The following is a 23107-nucleotide window of genomic DNA, read 5'->3' on the forward strand; positions in this document are numbered from 1 at the left end:
GTCATGCCGTCATGCTGCAGCGCGCTGTTGCAGGGTCCGGTCTTCGATGATGCTGAGCAGGTATTTCGGCTCGCCCGTTCCTGCAGCAACAGGAAGCCGGCGCACGATGACGTCGCGTGGACCATTCCCCGGAGTGACGATTGTATGGGCGCGCGGTTCTTCGGCGGCGCGGCCCGCGAGCTGGTCGTGCGCGGCTTCCTCGAGCATGGAGCCGGTCGGCTCGGAAAACAGCTCGCGCGGCGTCCGGCCGATCATCTCGGAGCGCAACACGCCGAACAGCTGCTCGGCCGCCCGATTGACGAACACGTAGCGCAGCGACTGCGCGTCTTTTGCCACGACCGCCTGCGGGATGTTTTCCAGCAGCGCGGCGAGGAAATATTCCGCCCGCGCGAGTTTTCGCTCGGCGCGCCGCTGCGCGGTGAAGTCCTCATGGGTGGCGATCCAACCGCCGCCGGTGATCGGACGCTCCGAGATGCGGATGATGCGGCCGTCGGCGAGCTCGACCTCGACGATCTCGGCTCTGCCCTCCTTGATGCGCTCGCGCAGGGCGGCAAGGAATTCCGACGGCTTCTCGCGCAGCAGACCGAGCTTGGCACGATGGGCGAGGATCTCGCGCAGATGCGCACCGGGCTTCGCGATCGAGGCAGGAACGCTGTACAGCTTGCGGTACTGGTCGTTGACCATGAGCACGTAGCCGAAGCTGTCGAGCATGATCAGGCCCTGGGCCATGTTGGCGACCGCCGCGTCCAGGCGCTGCTGGCTGCTGAGCGCGCCCTGTTCCAGCCGCTCGTGGTCACGCAGAATGTCAGTGTACTGGCGCTCGATCTCGATCTCGTGCTCCTCGAGTTCCTGCAGACGGAACGCGCCGTTCTGATAGGTCTCGACGGCGTGCGCGACACGCCCGATCTCGTCATGGCGCCGCGCATGCGGAATCTTCAGCTTGATCCGGCCGGCGGCAATGCGGTCGGTGACGCGGGCGATGTCGAGCAGCGGCATCAGCACACCCCAGCGCAGCGCCAGCGCCGCAGTCGCGATCAGCGCGACGATGACCGCACCGAGCCCGCCCAGAAAGAACGACACCAGGCCGCGTTCGTCGGCCAGGCGGCCAAGCTCGTGCATGCGGTCGTCGTAGAGCCGCGACAGCTTCTCGAGGTCCTCGTTGAGCGCGGTGCGCACCGCGCGATTGTCGTCATTGTCGCCGAGCGCGCGCGCCGCCGATGATCCGACCGAGATCGTCTGACGCGCCATCTCGGTCCGGAATGCAACGAACTGATCGATCCGCCGCTTGAATCCGGCAAACAGCTCGGTGTCTTCGGGGACCACCAGCTCCTGCCATTCCTCCACGATCTTGGTCAGTTGCCGAAGCTTCGCGAGCTGCGAATCGGCGTAGCGCCGCGCCACGTTGCGGTCCTGAGACATGTAGATGCCGCGCGACTCCATGACGACCGCGTAGATCGCCGCATTGGTGCGCTCGACGTTTCGGGAGACGGCGGCGAGAGCCTCGAGCCCGCCGTAGAACTGGCGCTGCTCACGCAGGGCTGCGAGCGCTCCGAGCGTCAACAGCAGCACGAGGACGGCAAATGCCGCGGCGGCCGCCGAGATCTTGTCGTTCAGCGTGAACGACGGCAGCGACCCGTTGAACCTGCGCAGTAGCTCCCGCATGGTCGGCTCCTTGGATGGAGTGCAACCATCAGACGCAAGATGCGTAAACAACAAGTTCCGATCGAAGAAACAGGGCGCAAGGTCCCGTTAACCATGTTCAGCGGATCGGCGGGCCACGCAAGTGGCTCCAGCGCCCGGCCTCACTGCCTGAGCATGATCAGCGGATTGGCGCTGTCCGGCACCAGCCGCCACTGCGCATTGTCATCGGCCTCGAAGCGCCAGGTCTCGCCGCGGTCGGACATCAGCATCATCTGGCCGTGCTCGAGCCGCCACTGCGTCGGCGCGAAGGCTGCGACGGTGGGATCGCATTTCGGCTTCACGAACACCTGGAAATTGTCGTTGCCAGCGTCGTTGTTGGTCAGCACGAGGCTGCAGATCGTCGCGCCGTTGTTGCGGACCATGGCCCAGTCGCCGATCATCTGGTCCATCGACTTGGCGAGCGAGCGCGCCGCCGCCAGGTTCTGCAGGATGTAGACGCCCTCGCCCTGGCGCAGGCCCTCGAAGATGCCGGCCTCGACCTCGGTGAAGTCGATCACGGCCTCACCATTGGCGGACTGCAGGCTGACGATGTCGCCGAGCCCCTTCACGTTCCAGCCGGCGATGTCCTTGGTGAAGGGCAGCGCGGTGGCGCAGCTCGGCTCCAGCTCAAGCTTCTGCCCGCGCGGCGCGGCGTCGGGCTTCAGGGTGACCACGCAGGTCTTGCTGCGCTCGGTGGTCGCGAGCTCCCACTGCCCGATCATCGCCTTCTTCAGGCTGGTCGCATCCTGTGCGACGGCTGCGACGCTGGCGAAACACGACAGCAGCGCGATCAGCAATGGGAGCAAGCTCTTCATCAGCGGCCTTTCACCGGCGTTTCCGGAACGGGCGTCAGCGGCGGCTTGCCGGCAAACCAGACCTTGAGGTTGTCGATCACCAGCTGATCCATCGCGTTGCGGGTTACGATGGCAGCCGAGCCGATGTGTGGCAGCAGCACGACATTGTCCATCGCCTTGAGCGCGTCGGGCACCGCCGGCTCCTTTTCGAACACGTCGAGTCCGGCGCCGAGAATCGTGCCGGACTGCAGCGCATCAACCAGCGCCGCCTCGTCGATGACCGAGCCGCGGGCGACGTTGACGACCACGCCGCGAGGGCCCAGGGCCTTCAGCACCTCGGCATTGACGATTCTGTTGGTGCCGGCGCCGCCGGGCACGATCACGACCAGCGTGTCGACGTCCTTGGCCATCTGCAACAGGTCGGGATAGTGCTTGTTGCTGACGCCGGCCGCCGGATTGCGCGAATGATAGACGACCGGCACCAGCGACGCCTCGAGCCGGCGCGCGATCGCCTGGCCGATGCGGCCCATGCCGACCATGCCGACGGTGCGGTCGCGCAGCGAGCCGACGCTGAGCGGATAAGCCTTCGCGCTCCACTCGCCGGAGCGCACGAAGCGATCCGCCTTGATGAACTCGCGGCAGGTGGCGATCAGCAGGCCCAGCGCGACGTCGGCGACCTCCTCGGTCAGCACGTCGGGCGTGTTGGTGACGATGATGCCGTGCTGGCCGGCGTGGGCGGCGGCGATGTGGTCGTAACCCACGCCGAAGCTCGCGATCATCTCCAGCTTCGGCAGCATCGCCATCACGGCGGCGTCGGTCTTGACGGTGTGGAAGGTCACCGCGATGCCGCGGATCCGTCCCTTCACGTCCGCCGGCAGCGCTTCGAGATCGGCCTGAGTCGTCGCATGGTGCACATTGAAGCTGTCCGGGAACCCCTTCTCCAGGATCGGCCGCAGCGGCCCATAGATCAGAACATCGACCTTGTCAGACGAAGTGGCCGCCATCAGCTATCCTTTCCAAGCGCGCTCTCATGCCAGCGCCGCAAAACGAGGTGCGAAACTAGCGCCAGCAAGCCATAGATGACAATCCCGGCCACCGACAGCAGCACCAGCGCTGCGAACATGCGGGGTATGTTGAGACGATAGCCGGATTCCGCGATGCGATAGGCGAGGCCCGATCCGGCGCCGGCGCTGCCGGCCGCGATCTCGGCGACGACGGCGCCGATCAGCGACAACCCGCCGGCAATGCGCAGGCCACCGAGAATGTAGGGCAGCGCCGCGGGCAGCTTCAGATAACGCAAGGTCTGCCAGCGCGAGGCACCGTAGAGCTGGAACAGTCCGGCGAGATTGCGATCAACCGAATTGAGCCCGAGCGCGGTATTCGACAGCACCGGAAAGAAGCCGACGATCCAGGCGCAGGTGACCACCGCGGTCTGCTGCGGCAGGTAGATCAGCAGCAGCGGCGCGATCGCGATGACCGGCGTGACCTGCAGCACCACGGCATAGGGGAACAGCGCCCATTCCAGCCATTTCGACTGGTTGAACAGCAGCGCCAGCGCGATGCCGCCGAGCGCGGCGGCGATGAAGCCTTCGAGCGTGGTGACAAGCGTCGTCAGCAGCGACTGCGCCAGAATGTCCCAATCGGAGACCAGCGTCTTCAGCACCAGCAGCGGCCCGGGCAGCACATAGGGCTGGATGCCATTGATGCGGACCACCAGCTCCCATGCCGTCATCGCGGCCAGGAAAACCACGGCCGGAATGGCGAAGCTCGCCAGCCTTGCGCCGGCGCCGGATGTGGCTTTCACCCCCACCTCGCTCACAGCGCATGCACCCCGGTATAGGCCGGCGCCAGCGCATCCGAGACGCGGCGGCAATACTCAGCGTAGGCCGGCGAGGCACGGAACGCATCGTCGCGCGCCTCGGTCTCGATCCGGAGCTCGGCGCTGAGACGGCCAGGCCGCGCCGTCATCACCAGCACGCGCTGCGCCAGATAGACCGACTCGAACACCGAATGGGTGACGAACAGGACGGTCATGCTCAGGCTGCGCCACAGCGCCAGCAGATCGTTGTTGAGGCGAAAGCGGGTGATCTCGTCGAGCGCCGCAAACGGCTCGTCCATCAGCAGGATGTCCGGCCGCGTCACCAGCGCCCGCGCCAGCGACGCCCGCATCTTCATGCCGCCGGACAATTCGCGCGGGAACGCGTCGGCGAAATCGGCGAGCCCCACCTGCGCCAGCGCCGCATCGATGCGCGGCCGCGCCTCCGCGTCCGGCACATGCGCGAGCTTGAGCGGCAGGCCGACATTGGCGCGCACGCTGGTCCAGGGCATCAGGGTCGGCTCCTGGAACACGAAGCCGATACGATGACCGGGATGGGTCTGCGACGACACCGCCGCGATCTCGATCGCCCCGGTGCTTGGCCCGGTCAGGCCGGCGATCAGGCGCAGCGCGGTCGACTTGCCGCAGCCGGAGGGGCCGAGCAGCGAGACGAACTCGCCTTTGCCTATGGCGAGATCGATCGGCCCGAGCGCGGCGACGCCGCTGTCGTAGATCTTGGTGATGCCGCGCAGGCGCACCGCGATGTCGGCGGTACGCTTCGATGCTGGAGGCGAGTTCATCTGCTGAAAGGGCCGCTCACGCGCCCTACTTCTTCGGCCGGAGGTCGACGCCGACACCCTTGTTGACGAAGCGCAGCGTGTAGGACTTGCGATAGTCGACCGTCGGCTTGACCACACCGGCACGCACCATCTTGTCGAAGAAGCTGGTGATGCGCTCCTCGGTCATCGCGCCGATGCCCTTGTCCATGCTGTCGCCGGAATCGACGATGCCGTACTCCTTCATCTTGGCCACCGAATAGGCCAGGAGGTCGTCGGTCATCTCCGGGTTCATCTTCTTGATCAGCGCATTGCCGGCGGAGTTGTCGCCATAGATGTAGTTGTACCAGCCGATGATAGAGGCATCGACGAAGCGCTGCACCAGGTCCGGCTTGCTATCGATCAGGTCGCGCCGGGTTTCGATCAGGGTCGAATAGGTGTTGAAGCCGTTGTCGGCGAGCAGGATCACGCCGGGCTTGAAGCCGGCCGCGCGCTCGACCGCGAACGGCTCGGATGTCACATAACCCTGCATCGCGCTCTGCGGCGCGGCGATGAAAGGCTGCGGATTGAACGTGTAGGGCCGGACGTTCTTCTCGGAGAAGCCGTATTCGGATTTCAGCCATTGATAGTAGCTGGAGATGCCTTCCTTGGAGACGAACAAGGTCAGCGGCTTGAGCTCTTCGAGCTTGGTGACCTTGGACTCCGGATGCGTCAGGAACACCTGCGGGTCCTTCTGGAACATCGCCGCGATCGAGACCACCGGCACGTTGTTGGCGACCGCGTCGAACGCCATCAGGGTGTTCGCCGTCATGAAGAACTCGATCTTGCCGGAGATCAGCAACATGCGGTTGTTCTCGTTCGGACCGCCCGGCACGATCGTCACGTCGAGGCCGTAGCGCTTGTAGGTGCCGTCGGCCACCGCCTGGAAGAAGCCGCCATGCTCGGCCTCGGCGACCCAATTGGTGCCGAACGAGACCTTGTCCAGGGTCTGGGCTTGGACCTGGGCGGCGGAGACCATCGCACCTGCCACCAGCCATGCGGCCATTAACGTTCGCGACAGAAGCGATTGCGCCATGTCTGGTCTCCCCGGTTCTTTCTGGCTGAACATGTTAAGATTGATTGGGTGATAATTACCCTGCCCGACGCACGAAGGAAACTACCCGCGCGATGACCACCCCGCCCCGCGATTGGACCGAGCTGAGATGGCCCGCTCTGGAAACGCCCGAGACGGCGCGCTGGATCGCGGTGCTGCCGCTCGCGGCGACCGAGCAGCACGGCCCGCATTTGCCTGTTGGCACCGACGTCTACATCGCGGACGCCTATCTTGCCCGCGTCCGGGCAATGCTGCCGGCGACCCTCCCGGTGACCTTCCTGCCGGTGCAGCCGGTCGGCATCTCGACCGAGCATATCGACTATCCGGGCACGCTGACCTTGCCGACCGAGGTCGGCTTGCGGAGCTGGCGGGCGCTCGGCGACAGCGTCGCGCGGGCCGGCATCCGCAAGCTCGTCATCGTCACCAGCCATGGCGGCAACAGCGCCGCGATGAGCCTGGTCGCGCAGGATCTGCGCGCGGCCAACAGCATGCTGGTCGTGACGACGTCGTGGTCGCGCTTCGGCGCGCCCGATGGCCTGTTTTCCGCGCACGAGCTGCGTCACGGCATTCATGGCGGCGCGGTCGAAACCTCGATCATGCTCGCGCGTCACCCCACGCTGGTGCGCGGCGATGCGGTCGCAAATTTCGCGTCGTCCGGCGCTACGATGGCGCAGAGCCATCGGGTGCTGTCGACGCAGCGGCCCGCACCGATGGCCTGGCAGACGCAGGATCTCAATGCGAGCGGAGCGGTCGGCGATGCGACGCAGGCGTCGGCTGAAAAGGGCGAGCGCGTGCTCGATCACGGCGCGCGGGCGTTCTGCACTCTGCTCGAGGACGTCGATAACTTCGACGCGAACAGCCTCGGCGGAGGCCCGCTCGCGGGCCAGTGAATCCAGCACAAGACATTAAAATTACTTATGAATTTCGATCTCGCCCTGACCGCGACAGGGCGAATCGAACCGCTTTCGCGAAGGCTCCGTCCAATCTGTCAAGCGGCCAGCACCGGCCGCTGCAACAGACAACAGGAGCCAAGACCATGTCGATCAAGACCAAGATTGCCGCCGTCGCGCTTGCCGCGCTCGCCGTCACCGGCAGCATCGCCGCGACCTCCACGCCTGCCGAAGCCCACGGCTTCCATCACCGCTGGGGCTGGGGCGTCGGTGCCGGCCTCGTCGGCGCCGCCGTCGTCGGCAGCGCCATCGCAGCCAGCAACGATGGCTACTACTACAGCAACGGCTATCGCTATTGCCACTGGGTGCCGCAGTACAACGTGTATGGCCAGTATGTCGGCCGCGTCCGGACGTGCGGCTATTGATGCTGCGGCGCTCGCCCCGCCTGGCGTCTTTGCCAAGTCCACCGTCTGCTCCACTCGCCCCATCCGACATCTCCCCCGCCCGGCCGCCCCCGGGCGGGTTTTGTTTGTTGCAGGCACGCCACAGGTAGCCGTCAGAACACTCCGATGATGCGGCGCCGGGTCTTGCTGTTGCAAATTATTTGCAATAAAACTTATCCACATTCCGCCGCAGAAGACCCACAGCTGCGATCGAAGATGGGCCGTTCTGTAATCTTCGCGTGACTGTGTGCAGGCAATGAGGTTCTGACTAAGGTCTGCGTCGCGTCTGCTTGCCTGGGACTTTGCCCACCATGACTCGTTCGAACTGCACCAGGGAGATGATCGTTGCCGGCGCCATCCTTGGCGGCACCATGGCCGCGGCGGCGCTCGGATCCGTCGTGGCGCCGGCGGCAGCGGCCGATTTGCCGGTGAAGGCCAGGATGGCGCAGACGGTGTTCGACTGGACCGGACTCTATGTCGGTGTCCACGCCGGCTACACCCGCGACCACGCCAGTGCGACCCTAGTCGATCCGACCGGCGTGGCGAGCGCCGGCAGCAGGTTCAATGGGCTCACCGGCGGCGTGCAGGCCGGCTACAATTGGGTCACCCGCTCCGGGCTGCTGCTCGGCCTCGAAGGCGATTTCAGCTTCCCGAACTATCTGACCTCCAACCACACGGTGGCGATGCTCGGCACGCCCGGCTCCAGCGTGTCCGAGTTGTGGGACTATGTCGCCACCGCGCGGGGCCGGGTCGGTTACGCCAACGGCGACTGGCTGGTCTACGCCACCGGCGGTCTCGCCTGGACCGGCGGGCGCTTCATCAACACCGACGCGGCCGGCAACGACGAGAAGCTGCTGACCACCCGGCTCGGCTGGGCCGCCGGCGCCGGCATCGAGCGCGCCTTCGCGCCGCATTGGAGCTGGCGGCTCGAATATCTCTATAGCCACTTCGAGAATGGCGGCGTCCGCTTCTCCAACGGCGCCAGCTACAACTCCGCGCTCGAATTCCAGACGCTGCGGGTCGGCCTCAATCGCAAGCTCGATTTCGAAGCCGGTCCCGGCCTCAAGCTGAAGAACGATCCGTCGGACACCGAGTCGGACCGCTGGGAGATCCACGGCCAGGCCACCGTCATCGGCCAGGGCTATCCGGCGTTCCGCGCCGCCTATACCGGCCCCAACAGCATGACGCCGGCGCGGCAATTCCAGCAGACCTGGAGCAACAGCCTGTTCATCAATGCGCGGCTGTGGGACGGCGGCGAGGTCTACTACAATCCCGAGCTGCTGCAGGGCTTCGGCCTCAGCAACACCGTCGGCCTTGCCGGCTTCTCCAACGGCGAAGCGCAGAAGTCGGACTTCCCCTATCCGCATTACAACACCTCGCGGCTGTTCCTGCGCCAGACCTTCGGCTTCGGCGGCGAGCAGGAGCAGCTCGGCAGTGGGCAATTGCAGCTCTCCGGCAAGCAAGACGTGTCGCGCTTGACCTTCCAGATCGGCAAGTTTCCGGTGCTCGACGTGTTCGACGGCAATGCCTACGCCAAGGACGCGCGCAAGGACTTCATGAACTGGTCGGTGTGGGCGCCCGGCGCCTTCGACTACGCCGCCGACAAGCTCGGCCTGACCTATGGCGCGACCGCCGAACTGAACCAGAAGAATTGGGCGTTGCGCACCGGCTACTTCCTGATGGACGCGGTCTCGAACTCGAACAATTTCGACATGAACGTGTTCCGACGCGGCAGCTACGTCGTCGAGCTTGAGACACGTTATCAGCTGTTCTCACAGCCCGGCCATTTGCGCACCATCGGCTGGTTCAACAGCGTGTTCTCCGGCAGCTATCGCGAGACGCTCGACAATCCCGCGCTCAACCTCGACATCAGCCAGACCCGCCGCGGCCGCAGCAAATACGGCTATGTCGTCAGCTTCGACCAGGCGCTGTCCGACGATCTCGGCCTGTTCGGGCGGTGGAGCTGGAACAGCGGCAAGACCGAGATCATGGCGTTCACCGACATCGACAACAGCCTGTCGCTGGGCACCTCGATCAAGGGCAATCGCTGGGGGCGCCCCGACGATACGATCGGCATCGCCGGCGTGACCAACGGCCTATCGCGCGACCATCGCGACTTCCTTGCCGCTGGCGGCCTCGGCCCGCTGATCGGCGACGGCGCCCTGAACTACCGCCGCGAGAACATCATCGAGGCCTACTACGCCTACTCGATCAACAAATACTTGACCTTCACGGCGGACTATCAGTTCGTCAACAACCCCGCCTACAACGCCGACCGCGGCCCGATCTCGATCTTCTCCGGCCGCCTGCACGGGGATTTTTGAGGGCGGGCTGAGCCGGCGTTGCCGGCTGCGTCCTGACGCGAGTGAGAGAGCGATAAGTCGCGCTCCACAAACGGCGTCGTCCCGGCGAACGCCGGGACCCATACCGCGGACCCTGTCGAGGGACGTCACTGGCAGTTGCCTGCCTCATGCCGGCCGGTGGCTATGGGTCCCGGCTCAAGGCCGGTACGACACCGAGAGTGACGGACGGCCGGTGCGCCAAACTGACACGCTGCTTGCCGCACCCAGCCATGCGTCCCCCGCAGACCGGCAATGGGCGGTTGCCATCCCCATATGCTAGGACCTGTGTCCAATCCGCCCGTTCCGGGCGCCACATCGGGTCGCAATGCTTTCCGTCGAACTGTCGATCATCGTCGTCCTCATCGTCGTCAACGGGCTGTTGTCGATGTCCGAACTCGCGATCGTGTCGTCGCGGCCCGCCCGGCTGGCGCTGCTCGCTGAGAAGGGCATCACCGGTGCCCGGCGCGCGCTGAACCTGGCGTCGGATCCCGGCCGGTTCCTGTCGACGGTCCAGATCGGCATCACCCTGGTCGGCGTGCTCTCCGGCGCCTTCTCCGGCGCCACGCTCGGCCAGCGCCTGACGCAATGGCTGCTCGAGGTCGGACTTTCGGCCTCGGTCGCCGACATCGTCGGCGTCGGCCTGGTCGTCACCATCATCACCTATGCCACCCTGATCGTCGGCGAACTGGTGCCGAAACAGGTCGCGCTGCGTGATCCCGAGGCGATCGCCGTGCGCGTCGCCCCGGCCATGCAAGTGCTGGCCAAGGTATCGCTGCCGCTGGTGGTGCTGCTGGACGTCTCCGGCAAGCTGATCCTGGCCCTGCTCGGCCGCTCCGGTAACGCCGAGGAAAAAGTGTCCGAGGAGGAGATCCATCATCTCGTCCGCGAGGCCGAGACTGCGGGCGTGCTCGAGCCCGGCGAGAAGGAGATGATCGCCGGCGTGATGCGGCTCGGCGACCGCCCGGTCGGCGCCATCATGACGCCGCGGCCCGAGGTCGACGTCGTCGACCTCAACGATGATCCCAAGGTGATCCGCGAGCTACTGGCCAAGAGCCCGCATTCGCGCCTGCCGGTCTCCGACGGCGAGCGCGACCGGCCGATCGGCGTGCTGCAGGCCAAGGATCTGCTGGCGGCTTATCTGCGCGACGAGACGCCGGATCTGCGCAGCCTGGTGCGCGAGGTGCCGATCGTTCCCTCCACCGTGGACGCACGCGACGTCATCGCGATCCTCAAGGTCGCGCCGGTGCACATGGGCCTGGTCCATGACGAATACGGCGCGTTCGAAGGCGTCGTGACCGCGGCCGACATTCTCGAATCGATCGTCGGCGCGTTCTCCTCCGAGGAGGGCCCGCCAGAGCCCGCCTGTGTCCGCCGCGACGACGGCTCGCTGCTGGTCTCCGGCTGGATGCCGCTCGACGAGTTCGCCGACCTGCTCGCCATCGACGTGCCGCCGCATCGCGGCTACCACACCGTCGCCGGCCTTGTGCTGCAGCATTTCGGCAGCGTGCCCGAGGTCGGCCAGAGCTTCGACCTCCAAGGCTGGCGCTTCGAGATCCTCGACCTCGACGGCCGCCGCATCGACAAGATTCTGGCGACGAAGCTCGCAGCCGATGGCGGCGAGCCGAATGTGGGGTAGTTCGCGTCGCTCGAATACGATTGCCTCGCCAATTGAGCTTAGCTCTAGCCGCACGAGCGGTGCCCTCCCTCTCCCCGTTCTTCACGGGGAGAGGGTCGGGGTGAGGGGCAGCCGCACGGGCAGTGCTGCTATCAGCACCGGCCTACGAGTCCGATGGAGCCGCAATGTAGCTCCGTTGGTGCCATGCCCCTCACCCGGATTGCTTGCGCAATCCGACCTCTCCCCGCAGAAGGGCGGGGAGAGGTTGCACCGCGCGTACCGCGCTCGATGTGTCACAAATGAATCTTCTGATCACCGAGTCGCCCGTCGGGCAGAGTGCCTCTCACAAGCACTCGGAATGGGCAGCGATGCGCCTCGCCGAAGGTCTGCGCCGAAACACTCATTTCCGCAGCGCGCTCAACACGAAGCCTCGTTTCAAGAGGCCCAGCCAAAAATAAATCATTTCCGAAAATCATAACTACCGTTCTATCCTCCCGCCATTCCGGTCCTGATGAGGGGCGTACGCGTCGTCACGAACGTTGGGCCGGCAATGCGATGGACGTGACGAGGGCGCTGGACGGGTGCCGTGGTCACGGACGGTGAAGTCGTGTGGTCCTGACCTCCCGGTGCTGAGGTCCGCGGCAGCGCGCTGACATGCGTTGTCGCCACGGCGGCTACGAGCCGGACGCCGGGGAGAGCACGTATAAGCCGTTAAAACCGATCGCGCAGGGAGGGCCGGGCGTTCTCGGCTGTACCTGTGGTTCTGCCGCCTGCATTTTTCTCGCAGGCGGGCCACGGGCCTCAGTCGAGGTCCGGCCTTCCCTGCGCCCTCACTTTCCACGAGGGCCGACCGACCAGCAGACCCCGGACAGCCATGTCGCGGGAACGTGAAGACGCGGCCTGCGTATCCTTTGATAGGCCGATATGCGGAGCCGGATTCCGATCCCCCGCCGCTTGATATCAAACCATCATAGAGGGCACTTAGGGTGCGGATTCGGCCGGCAGCCCGGCCGTCGCAACCAGCCCTTCGACCCCAAGATAAGAACCGTCCGCAACCCTCGATGGCTGCGGCCGACCAGACGAGACACGCCGATGCTGCTTCGGGATATCAGGACCGCCGTGCTGCGCGACGCCGTGCGCCCCAACATCTGGGACGTGGTCGCGCTGATGATCGTGGTCGGCGCGATGGTGCTGATCGTCTATGGCGGCGAGCAGACCACGCTGCCGCTGTCGACGCTCGACTCGCCGCCGGTGTCGCTCGATCCGGCCAACCTGCCGCTGTATGCGCTGCGCACGACCCTGCGCATGCTGCTCGCGATCGTCTGCTCGCTGGGCTTCACCTTCGTCTACGCGGCGCTGGCGGCCAAGAGCCGTCGCGCCGAGATCGTGCTGATCCCGCTGCTCGACATCCTGCAGTCGGTGCCGATCCTCGGCTTCCTCACATTTACCGTCGTGTTCTTCATGAACCTGTTCCCGGGCAAGGTGCTGGGGGCCGAGCTCGCCTGCGTGTTCGCAATCTTCACCAGCCAGGCCTGGAACATGACCTTCAGCATGTACCAGTCGATGCGCAACGTGCCGAAGGACCTGGAGGAGGCGACGCGCAGCTTCCATTTGTCCGGCTGGCAGCGGTTCTGGCGGCTCGACGTGCCCTACGCGATGCCCGGCCTGATCTGGAATGCGATGATGTCGATGTCCGGCGGCTGGTTCTTCGTGGTGGCGTCGGAAGCGATCACCGTCGGCAACACCACAGTCACCCTGCCCGGCATCGGCTCCTATGTCGCGCTGGCGATCCAGCAGCAGGATCTCGCCGCGATCGGCGCCGCGCTGCTGACCATGCTGCTGGTGATCACGGCGTATGACCAGTTGCTGTTCCGCCCGATCGTCGCGTGGGCCGACAAATTCCGCTTCGAGCAGACCGCGTCAGGCACGCCGCCTGAATCGTGGATGCTCGACCTGTTCCGGCGCACCCGCGCGCTGCGCTCGCTGTCCGTTCCGTTCGCGGCCATCAACCGCACGTTCTCGAACCTGCGCATCAACTGGCCGGCTGCACTGGCCCCTGCTGCGCGCCACGCGCCGCCCTCGCAACTCGTCGACGGCGTCTGGGTCGCCGTGGTCATTCTCGGCTGCGGTTATGCCGGCTGGAAGACCTACCTCTATCTCTCCGCGACCCTCGCACCTGCCGATGTCCTCAGTGCGATCGGCTACGGCCTGATCACGCTCGTCCGCGTCGCCGTGCTGATCGCGCTGGCATCGCTGATCTGGGTCCCCATCGGCGTGTGGATCGGGCTGCGGCCGAAACTCGCCGAGCGCATCCAGCCGCTCGCGCAATTCCTTGCGGCCTTCCCGGCCAACCTCGCCTTCCCCGTCTTCGTCGTGCTGATCGTGCGTTACGGCCTCGATGCCAATGTGTGGCTGAGCCCGCTGATGATCCTGGGCACGCAGTGGTACATCCTGTTCAACGTCATCGCCGGCGCGAGCGCGTTCCCGACCGATCTGCGCGAGGCCGCCGCGAGCTTGCATCTCACCGGCTGGCGCTGGTGGTTCAAGGTCGTGCTGCCCGGCGTCTTCCCCTACTACATCACGGGCGCGATCACCGCCTCCGGCGGCTCGTGGAACGCGGCGATCGTCGCCGAGGTCGCGAGCTGGGGCGACACGCATCTCACTGCATCCGGCCTCGGCGCCTACATTGCGGCTGCGACCGAGCGTGGCGATTTCCCGCGCGTCGTGCTCGGCATCGCCGTGATGTGCATTCTCGTCACTCTGTTCAACCGGCTGCTGTGGCGGCCGCTCTATGCCTTCGGCGAACGCCGGCTGCGGCTCGGCTGACCGGGAGAATTGTCATGCGCGACCAGGTCAAGGACACCTCGCTGATCGAGATCAAGAGCGTCAGCCGGCTGTTTCCGAAAGGCAGCGGCGAGGATCTCGTCGTGCTGGAGAAGGTCGACCTCACCATTCGCGGCGGCGAGATCGTCGGCCTGCTCGGTCGCTCCGGCTCCGGCAAGTCGACGCTGCTGCGGATCATTGCGGGTCTTGTGTCGCCGTCCTCGGGCGAAGCGCGCTGCCGCGGCGAGATCATCGCCGGTCCCCCGCGCGGCGTCGCGATGGTGTTCCAGTCGTTCGCGCTGTTTCCCTGGCTCACGGTGCTGCAGAACGTCGAGCTCGGCCTGGAGGCGCTCGGCATCGACAGCGCCGAGCGGCGCAAGCGCGCGCTGGCCGCGATCGACCTGATTGGACTCGACGGCTTCGAATCCGCGTTTCCGAAGGAGCTGTCCGGCGGCATGCGCCAGCGCGTCGGCTTCGCCCGGGCGCTGGTCGTGCATCCCGACCTTTTGCTGATGGACGAGCCGTTCTCGGCGCTGGACGTGCTGACGGCGGAAACGCTGCGCACCGACCTTGTCGACCTCTGGACCGACGGACGGCTGCCGATCAAATCGGTGCTGATGGTGACGCACAACATCGAGGAGGCCGTGCTGATGTGCGACCGCATCCTGGTGTTCTCGTCCAACCCCGGCCGCGTCGCCGCCGAGTTCAAGGTCGACCTGCCGCATCCGCGCAACCGGCTCGATCCGGCGTTCCGCCTGCTGGTCGACAGCCTCTACGCGCGGATGACGCAGCGGCCGGAGCCGAAGCTGCCGAGCACCGCGAGCGCGGGTGTCGGCATGGTGCTCAACCATGTGTCGTCGAACTCGATCTCGGGCCTGATCGAGACGCTCGCCGGCGAACCCTATAACGGGCATGCCGACCTGCCGGTGCTGGCGGGCCATCTGCAGCTCGAGGTCGACGAGATCTTTCCACTGGCCGAGGCGCTGCAGCTGCTGCGCTTCGCCCAGCTCAGCGAAGGCGACCTGACCCTGACCGAGGCCGGGCGGCGGTTCGCCCATCTCGAGACCGACGACCGCAAGAAGCTGTTCGCGCAGCATCTGATGGAGAACGTGCCGTTGATGGGACTGATCCGCCGCGTGCTCGACGATCGCCCCTCCCACGCCGCCCCGGCCGCGCGCTTCCGCATCGAGCTCGAGGACTACATGTCCGAGCACTACGCCGACGAGACGCTGCACACCATCGTGTCATGGGGCCGCTACGCCGAGCTGTTCGCCTATGACGAGCAGTCGGAGACGTTCAGCCTGGAGAACCCGCATTGAGCCTTCGGGCATCGAGCCTCCGGGCCTCACGGCGCGATTGTCAGGGTCGCCTTCATGTTGGGATGAAAGCGACAATAGTACTCGACCATGCCCGCCTTCTTGAGCGCCGAGCTCACCGTCTTGCTCGGCGGCAGTGCGACATCGAAGTCGCCATTGCGCGCGGTGGCCGTATGCGCCAGCGCATCCTTGTTGACCCATTCGACGGTGTCGCCGACCTTGGCCGAGACCGAGGCCGGCGAAAACGCGAGCTTGTCGATCGTAACGCGGATCGTGGCCGCGCGCGCCGGAACGCTCACCGTCGCAAGCACGGCCACAGTCACGAGAGCGAGACGTCCCGGCAGCATCGTCGCGTCCTACTTCAGATCGGCCGCGACATGCTCGGCGTGCTGCTCGTGCCCCTGGAACAGCTTAAGCCCCGTCTGCAACAGCTCCTTCAGCTCCGAATTGCTCGCCGACGGAATGAGCTGGGTTTCCAGCGCGCCGTTCACCGTCTTGTGGTAGGCAACCTCGTTGGCGATATACGCCTTGTCGAACGCGTCCCCCTTCAGCTTGCCGAGTTCGGTGAGCTTCTCGCTCGCCTGCTTCGACAGCGCGCGGCTGGTGTCGTTATCCTCGGGCGTGACCTTCAGCTTCTTGACGAGATCGAGCGCCTGCTTGTTGACCGCCTCGTGGTCGCGCACCATGCCCTGCGCGAACTCCTTGACCTCCTTGCTGCTGGCCTTGTCCAGCGCCTGCTTCGCCGCCTTGATGTCAATCTCACCGGCCGTGTAGGCGATATGGGCGATCTGCGGATCGCTGGGCTTGGCGCCTTGCGACAGCGCGACGCTGCTGGAGAGGCAGAGCACGGCGATCGTCGTGCCGAGTTGCTTGAACATGGCTTTCATCTCCTGTGTCGCCGGATCTCGTCGCCGGCGCGTGAATGGCTGCACAGGGATTGGATGAAAAACCAGGGCCGACGTTCCCGGAAATTTTCAGTTCGGAATTCCGAGACGCGCGAGCACCGCGTCGGTGAGGCGCTCGCAGCGGGGCCCTGCGAAGGGAAACGCGTCCAGCAGCACGGGGCCGATCTCCTTCTCGACATTCTCGCGCAACATGCCGCGGGCGCGATGCAGGCGCGTCTTGACGGTCTCGGGCTTCAGCCCGAGCAGATCCGCCGTCTCCTCGATGCTCATCTCCTCGATCACGCGGGCGATGAACACCAAGCGAAACGGCTCGGACAATTCATCGATGGCCCGCTCGACGACGGACTGGATCTGACGCTGCGCCACGGACTTCTCCGGATCACTGGCCGTGGAGGGAAACTGGATCACCTCGGCCGCCGGCCTGTCGTCTCGCCGGCCATCCAATGGCAAAATCGGGCGCTGTCCACGCAGCCGTCCCATCGCCTCGTTCATCGCAATGCGGACGAGCCAGGTCGACAGGCTGGATTGGCCGCGAAACTCGTCCAGATGGGTGAGCGCGCGCACATAGGTCTCCTGCACGACGTCCTCCGCCTCGCTGTCGTTGCGCAGGATGCCGCGGGCGATCCGGAACAGGCGGCGGTTGTTGGCCTGCAGGATGGCGCGGATGGCCATCTCGTCGCGAGCCTTCGCCCGCTGGATCAGGTCATCCTCCGGGCCGGCCGCCGCGGACGCTGTGTTCGCCGTGGTCCAATTCGTCGTCGTCCAAGACATCGTCGATTATCCCAACTGAGCACGCATGGCTTAGATGGAATTCGGCCGCAGAGGTTCCCAAAAAAGATTGCGCTGGGCGCCTTACTGCACCGCCGCGAACGTATCCGGGCGCGCCATCGCCCAGGCGTCACGGAAGCGGACGTCCTGGGTGCCGTCGAGCAGTTCACCCGGCCGCAGCGACGGATAGAGTCTTGCGAAGGAGGACACTTCGGTAGTCGACGTCCGCTGCGAGAAGTGGATCGGACGCAGGTCCTGCGGATGCTCCAGGCCGGCGGCCGCGAGCAGCTCGGTCAGCGCATGCAGGGTGGCGTGATGGTAGTTGTAGACCCGGTCGATCTTGTGCGGAACCACCAGCGCCCGAGCGCGGGTCGGATCCTGCGTTGCGACACCGGTGGGGCAGCGGTCGGTGTGACAGCTCAGCGACTGGATGCAGCCGAGCGCGAACATGAAGCCGCGGGCGGAATTGCACCAGTCGGCGCCGATCGACATCGCGCGCGCCATGTCGAAGGCGGTGGCGATCTTGCCAGAGGCACCGATCTTGACGCGGTCGCGGATGTTCATTCCGACCAGCGCATTGTGCACGAAGTTGACGCCCTCGCGCATCGGCATGCCCAGATGGTCCATGAATTCCAGCGGCGCCGCACCCGTGCCGCCTTCGTTGCCGTCGACCACGATGAAATCGGGATAGATGCCGGTTTCCAGCATCGCCTTGCAGATCGCCAGGAACTCCCAGGGATGGCCGATGCACAGCTTGAAGCCGGCCGGCTTGCCGCCCGACAGCCGACGCATCTCGCCGATGAACTGCATCATGCCGATCGGCGTCGAGAACGCGCGATGCGCCGGCGGCGAGATGCAGTCCTCGCCCATCGAAACGCCGCGGATCTTGGAGATCTCCTCGGACACCTTCGCCGCGGGCAGCACACCGCCATGGCCCGGCTTGGCGCCCTGGCTGATCTTGAGTTCGACCATCTTGATCTGTTCCGTCGCCGCCACGCGCGCGAACGCGTCGGGATCGAAGCTGCCGTCACGATGGCGGCAGCCGAAATAGCCGGAGCCGATCTCCCAGATGATGTCGCCGCCCATCTCGGCATGATACGGGCTGAAGCCGCCTTCGCCGGTATCATGCGCAAAGTGGCCGCGCTTGGCGCCGCCGTTGAGCGCGCGCACCGCGTTCGGGCTGAGCGCCCCGAAACTCATCGCCGAGATGTTGAACACCGAAGCCGAATACGGCTTGGCGCAGTCGGGGCCGCCGATCTGTATTCGGAACTTCTCCTCGGCATGCGGCTTGGGCGAGACCGAATGGTGCATCCACTCATAGCCCTCGCGATAGACGTCCTCCTGGGTGCCGAACGGGCGCTTGTCGAGCACCATCTTGGCGCGCTGATAGACAACCGCGCGGGTGTCGCGCGAGAACGGCATGCCGTCCTTCTCGCTCTCGAAGAAATACTGCCGCATCTCCGGCCGGATCTCCTCGAGGATGAAGCGCAGGTGCGCGGAGATCGGGTAGTTGCGCAGCACCGCGTGGCTCTTCTGCAGCAGGTCGCGAACGCCGAGCAGGGTCAGCGCGCCGAGGATCAGCAGCGGAACGAGAATGATATCGAAGATCTTGCGGTCGAAGATGCCGAGGATGAGCAGCAAGGCGGTCGCCGTGGCGCACATCGTCAGCACGATGTAGCGCGGCGAGAACGGAAGCAGCAGCTTGTCCATATGAAGCCCCGGGCGGATCGTGGACGGTCAGCGATGACGGTATTACGCGCATCACGAAGTTATCGTTACACAGGCGCGCGCCGATTGACCATCGAAGGTATCACATCGTCGATAGCCTGCGGCTATCGACCCGGGTGCCACAACGTCCTTGAGCTCGGCGTGCTGGCGACGTCACATTCTAGCGGATCCGCCGGCCGTCGGCCCTACCCGGGTGGGCACTTGACCCGGCCGTTCCGCGATGCCTCAGCCCTCCGCGAACAGGCCAGAATGCGCCTCGCGCAACTGCCGCTTCAACAGCTTGCCGCTCGGGTTTTTCGGCAGCGCATCAACGAACACGACGCGCTTCGGCGTCTTGAACGAGGCCAGCCGGCTCGACGCCTGCTTGAGCAGCGCCTCCTCGGTGAGCTCGCAGCCGGACTTGACGACCACCATCGCCACGACCGCCTCGACCCAGCGCGGATGCGGCAGGCCGACGACGGCGACCTCGGACACCTCCGGGATCAGATACAGCGCCTCCTCAACCTCGCGGCTGGCGACGTTTTCGCCACCGGTCTTGATCATGTCCTTCTTGCGGTCGACGATGGTGATGTAGCCCTCCTCGTCGATGGTCGCGAGATCGCCGGAGTGGAACCAGTCGCCGTGGAAGGCCGCGGCGGTGCGCTCGTCGTCGTGGAAGTAGCCGAGCATCAGATGCGGCGAGCGGTGCACGACCTCGCCGACCTCGCCCGGCGCGACGTCATTCATGTCGTCATCGACCACGCGGGTCTCGACGTTGAGCACGGCACGGCCGCAAGAGCCGGGCTTGCGCAGCTGATCGTCGGGCCCCAGCATCGTCGCCAGCGGCGCGATCTCGGTCTGGCCGTAGAGATTCCACAGCTGCACCTTGGGCAGCCGTTGCGCCAGCTCGCGCAGCACCTCGACCGGCATGATCGAGGCGCCGTAATAGCCCTTGCGCAGGGTCGAAACGTCAGTGGTCTCAAACAGCGGCGAGCGCAGGATCGAGATCCACACCGTCGGCGGAGCAAAGAACGAAGTGATGCGATATTTCGCAATCAGCGGCAGCAGATTGTCCGGCGTCGGAAACGCGGTGATGATGTTGGTGGCGCCGACATAGATCGATGGACCGAAGAACACGTCGAGTTGCGCGCAGTGATACAGCGGCAGCGCGTGAAGCGTGACGTCATCGGCCGCGATGCCTGCGTCGACCACGCAGCTGACATACTGCCAGATCACCGCATCATGCGTCAGCATCGCGCCCTTCGGCAGCGACTCCGTGCCCGAGGTGTAGACGATCTGCGCCACGTCGCTGCCGGCAATCTCGACCGCAGGCACCGCGGCAGTCGAGGCTGCAAGCTCGGCAAAATCGATCATGTCGGTCTGCTGCTCGCTCGGGCCTTCCGACGGCAGCCAGATCAGTTGCTCGACCGCCGGTACCAGCGCCTTGGCGGCGCGCGCGACACCGGCAAAGCCGCTGTCGGTCGCGAGCAGCCGCGCGCCGGCATGCTTGAGGATGTAGGCGACCTCCTCGGGCTTGAGCATGAAGTTGATCGGCACCAGCACCGCGCCGAGTCGCGCCAGCGCGAAACGAAGGGCGGCAAAGGCATGCGAGTTACGGGCGAGAATGGCGACGCGCTCACCCTTGCCGACGCCGCGGCCGGCCAGGCCGGCCGCGAGGCGGTCGACGACGGCGTTGAATTCGGCGTAGGTCCAGCTGGTCTCGCCGCAGATCACCGCGGTCTTGCCAGGGGTGCGCGCCGCGCTCCGGCGCAGGAGGTCACCGAGCGTCTGCCTGCGAACGATGAAATCCATGGCCGTTCCCCTTGTTGTCGCGGGGATGGCCGCCCGGCGGGCAATCCAAGTCCCCTCCCTGTCGCGCGCCGGACGTCTGAAGGTCCGGTTCTGCGGTCGAAAATCGCACGGCCCCTCGGACCGGTGCAAGGAGGATATTGCCAACGAAAAAAGCGCCCCGATTGCGTCGAGGCGCTCCTTCACAAATCTCGGATCCGGATGACCGGCGGCTCAGCGCTCGACGAACGCCTTCTCGATCACGAAGTGGCCCGGCTGGTTGCCGCTGCCCTCGAGGAAGCCGCGCGACTCGAACATGGTCTTGAGCTCGTCCAGCATCGCCGGGCTGCCGCACATCATGATGCGGTCCTTGGCGATGTCGAGCGCATGCTGGCCGAGATCGTCGAACAGCTGCTGCGACGTGATCAGGTCGGTAATGCGGCCGCGGTTGCGGAACGGCTCGCGGGTGACCGTCGGGTAGTAGTGCAGCTTGCCTTCGAGCAGCTCGCCGAACAGCTCGTCCTCGCGCAGCTTGGCGACGACGCTCTCGCCATAAGCGAGCTCGGCGACCTGGCGGCAGCCATGGACCAGCACGATGCTCTCGAAGCGCTCGTAGACGTCGGGGTCCTTGATCAGGCTGGCGAACGGCGCCAGGCCGGTTCCGGTCGACAGCAGCAGCAGCCGGCTGCCGGGCAGCAGGTTGTCGGGGATCAGCGTGCCCGTGGCCTTGCGGCCGACCAGGATGGTATCACCCTCCTTGATCTGCTGCAGCCGGGAGGTCAGCGGACCGTCCTGCACCTTGATGCTGAAGAACTCCAGCTCCTCCTCGTGATTGGCGCTCGCCATGCTGTAGGCGCGCAGCAGCGGGCGGCCCTCGACCTCGAGGCCGATCATCGCGAACTGGCCATTCTGGAAGCGGAAGCCCGCGTCGCGGGTCGCCCGGAAGGAGAACAACGTGTCCGTCCAGTGCTGAACGGAAAGAACTTTCTCTTTATAGAACGCGCTCATGTCGTTTGTTTTTTCACGTGGGCTGAGAATGGAAGAAACAAGTCGTGACGTGGCAGGGATCGCAAAAACCCTATGGATCCAGGGGATTTCGCGCCTGATGTACGTGAAAACAGCAAATAATCAACCCGCATGGATGCACCATTGATCACGATCAAACGCATGCCAAACCCGCGCTCGGCGGCCTCGATCCGCCAATCGTTCGTATACAAACGGTCCGGGTAATTTACTTGCCCAAGATCTCGTCTTGAAGCACTTTAATTCCACAGCCATCGGCCCAATTCTTGAGCAATGATTAACCATCCACGCCTCCAGCTCGCCGCCGTCAGCCGCTACTGCAGCCGCCGCGGCATTCGTCTCGATATCCGGGAGGATGGCTGGCTGCTGGTGCTCGAGGACGCCACCCGGCGTCACCTGATCTTCGGTTATGACCTCGGCCTGAACAGTGCGGTGGCGCACAGAATTGCCTGCGACAAGGCCGCCACTGCAGCTCTGCTGAAAGCCGCCGCGGTTCCCGTGGTCCCGCATTCGTTCGTCCTGGCGCCAGCGCTGACAGGCGAAGGCACGCCTGCGTGGGCGTCCATTCTGCCTCTGCTCGACGAGCATCCGAACGGCTTGGTGGTGAAGCCCAATGAAGGGACATCGGGCCGTGGCGTGACGCGAGCGACGACTCCTGCTCAACTACGACAAGCGATCAGCTCCATTGTCGAGACCGGCGCCAGCGTCGCGATCGCGCCGCTGCTGGAGATCGCGGATGAGGTCCGGGTCATCCTGCTCGATGAGGCGCCGCTGATCGTCTATCGCAAGCAGCGACCGGTCGTGATCGGAGACGGCGTTCGATCGCTGCGCCACCTCGCGCTCGCATCGGTGTCACCTCGGCAACATGCGCAGCTGCTGCGGCGTCTCGCAGAGGAGTTCGAAGTGCCGACGCTGGATGCGGTGGTCCCCGAGGGCGAGCAGCGCCTGCTGAGCTGGCGGCACAATCTCGAATTCGGCGCCCACCCGGTCCTGCTCGGCGAGGGCGCGCCGCGAAGCGACTGCGCCGCGCTGGCCGCCGCGGCGGCACGCGCGATCGGCATCCGCTATGCGTCGGTGGACGTGGTGCAGGTTGACGGCAGCTGGCGGGTGCTCGAAATCAATTCCGGCGTGAAGATGGAGACGCTCGGCCGACATGCGCCGGAGCTGGTCGAGCGCGCCTACGTCGCCGCGCTGGACGCGATCTTCGGAAAGCCGCCCGGTGACCCGACGCAAAGCTCATCCGATCAGAATCGGCAATAAAATTTCTCTGGCCTCGATCACAAGGAGGGATTAGGCTCCGACCCAAATTAAACAGTATACTGTCAATC

The 23107-nt window shown here is 65.5% G+C and carries 19 protein-coding genes; 7 read left to right on the plus strand and 12 right to left on the minus strand.

Annotated features, from left to right (window positions below; all coding sequences use genetic code 11):
- Nucleotides 1-9: 9 nt before the first annotated feature.
- The 6 genes from ACQR07_RS13150 to ACQR07_RS13175 all read right to left on the minus strand — a co-directional run bounded on the left by ACQR07_RS13150 (nt 10) and on the right by ACQR07_RS13175 (nt 6141).
- Nucleotides 10-1662 (minus strand): PAS-domain containing protein, encoded by a 1653-nt coding sequence (locus ACQR07_RS13150; protein WP_434902710.1) that lies wholly within the window; start codon nt 1660-1662, stop codon nt 10-12.
- A gap of 140 nt (nt 1663-1802) precedes the next feature.
- Entirely contained in the window at nt 1803-2402 is a 600-nt protein-coding gene (locus ACQR07_RS13155; protein WP_434865879.1) for an AprI/Inh family metalloprotease inhibitor, read from the minus strand.
- A gap of 92 nt (nt 2403-2494) precedes the next feature.
- On the minus strand, nt 2495-3478 hold the full coding sequence (locus tag ACQR07_RS13160) for a 2-hydroxyacid dehydrogenase (protein ID WP_434902711.1): 984 nt from the start codon (nt 3476-3478) through the stop codon (nt 2495-2497).
- The gene (locus ACQR07_RS13165; RefSeq protein ID WP_434903069.1) at nt 3478-4206 is read right to left on the minus strand and encodes an ABC transporter permease; all 729 of its coding nucleotides are present in this window, start codon (nt 4204-4206) and stop codon (nt 3478-3480) included. The genes ACQR07_RS13160 and ACQR07_RS13165 overlap by 1 nt, the downstream gene beginning before the upstream one ends.
- Nucleotides 4207-4289: 83 nt before the next feature.
- Complete coding sequence (locus ACQR07_RS13170) at nt 4290-5090, minus strand: ABC transporter ATP-binding protein (RefSeq protein ID WP_434902712.1); 801 nt, start codon at nt 5088-5090, stop codon at nt 4290-4292.
- A 25-nt stretch (nt 5091-5115) separates the two neighbouring features.
- A complete protein-coding gene (locus ACQR07_RS13175; protein ID WP_434902713.1) occupies nt 5116-6141 on the minus strand; it encodes an ABC transporter substrate-binding protein in 1026 nt (341 codons plus the stop codon).
- 92 nt (nt 6142-6233) lie between these two features.
- Here ACQR07_RS13175 and ACQR07_RS13180 point away from each other — a divergent pair, with 92 nt between their 5' ends.
- The 6 genes from ACQR07_RS13180 (at nt 6234) to ACQR07_RS13205 (ending at nt 15591) form a co-directional block, all read left to right on the plus strand.
- Nucleotides 6234-7049, plus strand: coding sequence for a creatininase family protein (locus tag ACQR07_RS13180; protein ID WP_434902714.1), 816 nt, complete (start codon nt 6234-6236; stop codon nt 7047-7049).
- A gap of 146 nt (nt 7050-7195) precedes the next feature.
- Nucleotides 7196-7474 (plus strand): hypothetical protein, encoded by a 279-nt coding sequence (locus ACQR07_RS13185; RefSeq protein ID WP_434902715.1) that lies wholly within the window; start codon nt 7196-7198, stop codon nt 7472-7474.
- A 329-nt stretch (nt 7475-7803) separates the two neighbouring features.
- Nucleotides 7804-9816 carry a carbohydrate porin gene (locus ACQR07_RS13190; protein ID WP_434902716.1) on the plus strand — a complete coding sequence of 671 codons (2013 nt, stop codon included), beginning with the start codon at nt 7804-7806 and terminating at the stop codon, nt 9814-9816.
- Between the two features lie 343 nt (nt 9817-10159).
- On the plus strand, nt 10160-11470 hold the full coding sequence (locus ACQR07_RS13195) for a hemolysin family protein (RefSeq protein ID WP_434902717.1): 1311 nt from the start codon (nt 10160-10162) through the stop codon (nt 11468-11470).
- Between the two features lie 1071 nt (nt 11471-12541).
- Nucleotides 12542-14275 carry an ABC transporter permease gene (locus ACQR07_RS13200; protein WP_434902718.1) on the plus strand — a complete coding sequence of 578 codons (1734 nt, stop codon included), beginning with the start codon at nt 12542-12544 and terminating at the stop codon, nt 14273-14275.
- 14 nt (nt 14276-14289) lie between these two features.
- On the plus strand, nt 14290-15591 hold the full coding sequence (locus ACQR07_RS13205) for an ABC transporter ATP-binding protein (RefSeq protein WP_434902719.1): 1302 nt from the start codon (nt 14290-14292) through the stop codon (nt 15589-15591).
- Nucleotides 15592-15617: 26 nt separating this feature from the next.
- On the opposite strand, the gene ACQR07_RS13210 is transcribed toward ACQR07_RS13205, so the two are convergent.
- From ACQR07_RS13210 to ACQR07_RS13235, 6 genes are all read right to left on the minus strand, one after another.
- Nucleotides 15618-15935 (minus strand): cupredoxin domain-containing protein, encoded by a 318-nt coding sequence (locus tag ACQR07_RS13210; protein WP_434902720.1) that lies wholly within the window; start codon nt 15933-15935, stop codon nt 15618-15620.
- 9 nt (nt 15936-15944) lie between these two features.
- Nucleotides 15945-16466 carry a DUF4142 domain-containing protein gene (locus ACQR07_RS13215; protein ID WP_434902721.1) on the minus strand — a complete coding sequence of 174 codons (522 nt, stop codon included), beginning with the start codon at nt 16464-16466 and terminating at the stop codon, nt 15945-15947.
- 96 nt (nt 16467-16562) lie between these two features.
- Entirely contained in the window at nt 16563-17264 is a 702-nt protein-coding gene (locus tag ACQR07_RS13220; protein WP_434902722.1) for an RNA polymerase sigma factor, read from the minus strand.
- 81 nt (nt 17265-17345) lie between these two features.
- The gene (locus tag ACQR07_RS13225) at nt 17346-18971 is read right to left on the minus strand and encodes an FMN-binding glutamate synthase family protein (RefSeq protein ID WP_434902723.1); all 1626 of its coding nucleotides are present in this window, start codon (nt 18969-18971) and stop codon (nt 17346-17348) included.
- Nucleotides 18972-19214: 243 nt separating this feature from the next.
- Nucleotides 19215-20780 (minus strand): acyl-CoA synthetase, encoded by a 1566-nt coding sequence (locus ACQR07_RS13230; protein ID WP_434902724.1) that lies wholly within the window; start codon nt 20778-20780, stop codon nt 19215-19217.
- A gap of 210 nt (nt 20781-20990) precedes the next feature.
- The gene (locus tag ACQR07_RS13235; protein WP_434865349.1) at nt 20991-21764 is read right to left on the minus strand and encodes a ferredoxin--NADP reductase; all 774 of its coding nucleotides are present in this window, start codon (nt 21762-21764) and stop codon (nt 20991-20993) included.
- Between the two features lie 288 nt (nt 21765-22052).
- Here ACQR07_RS13235 and ACQR07_RS13240 point away from each other — a divergent pair, with 288 nt between their 5' ends.
- Nucleotides 22053-23039 carry a RimK-like protein gene (locus ACQR07_RS13240; protein WP_434902725.1) on the plus strand — a complete coding sequence of 329 codons (987 nt, stop codon included), beginning with the start codon at nt 22053-22055 and terminating at the stop codon, nt 23037-23039.
- Nucleotides 23040-23107 lie beyond the last annotated feature (68 nt).

The sequence above is a fragment of the Bradyrhizobium sp. HKCCYLS20291 genome (assembly GCF_051167715.1).
Lineage (GTDB): Bacteria > Pseudomonadota > Alphaproteobacteria > Rhizobiales > Xanthobacteraceae > Bradyrhizobium.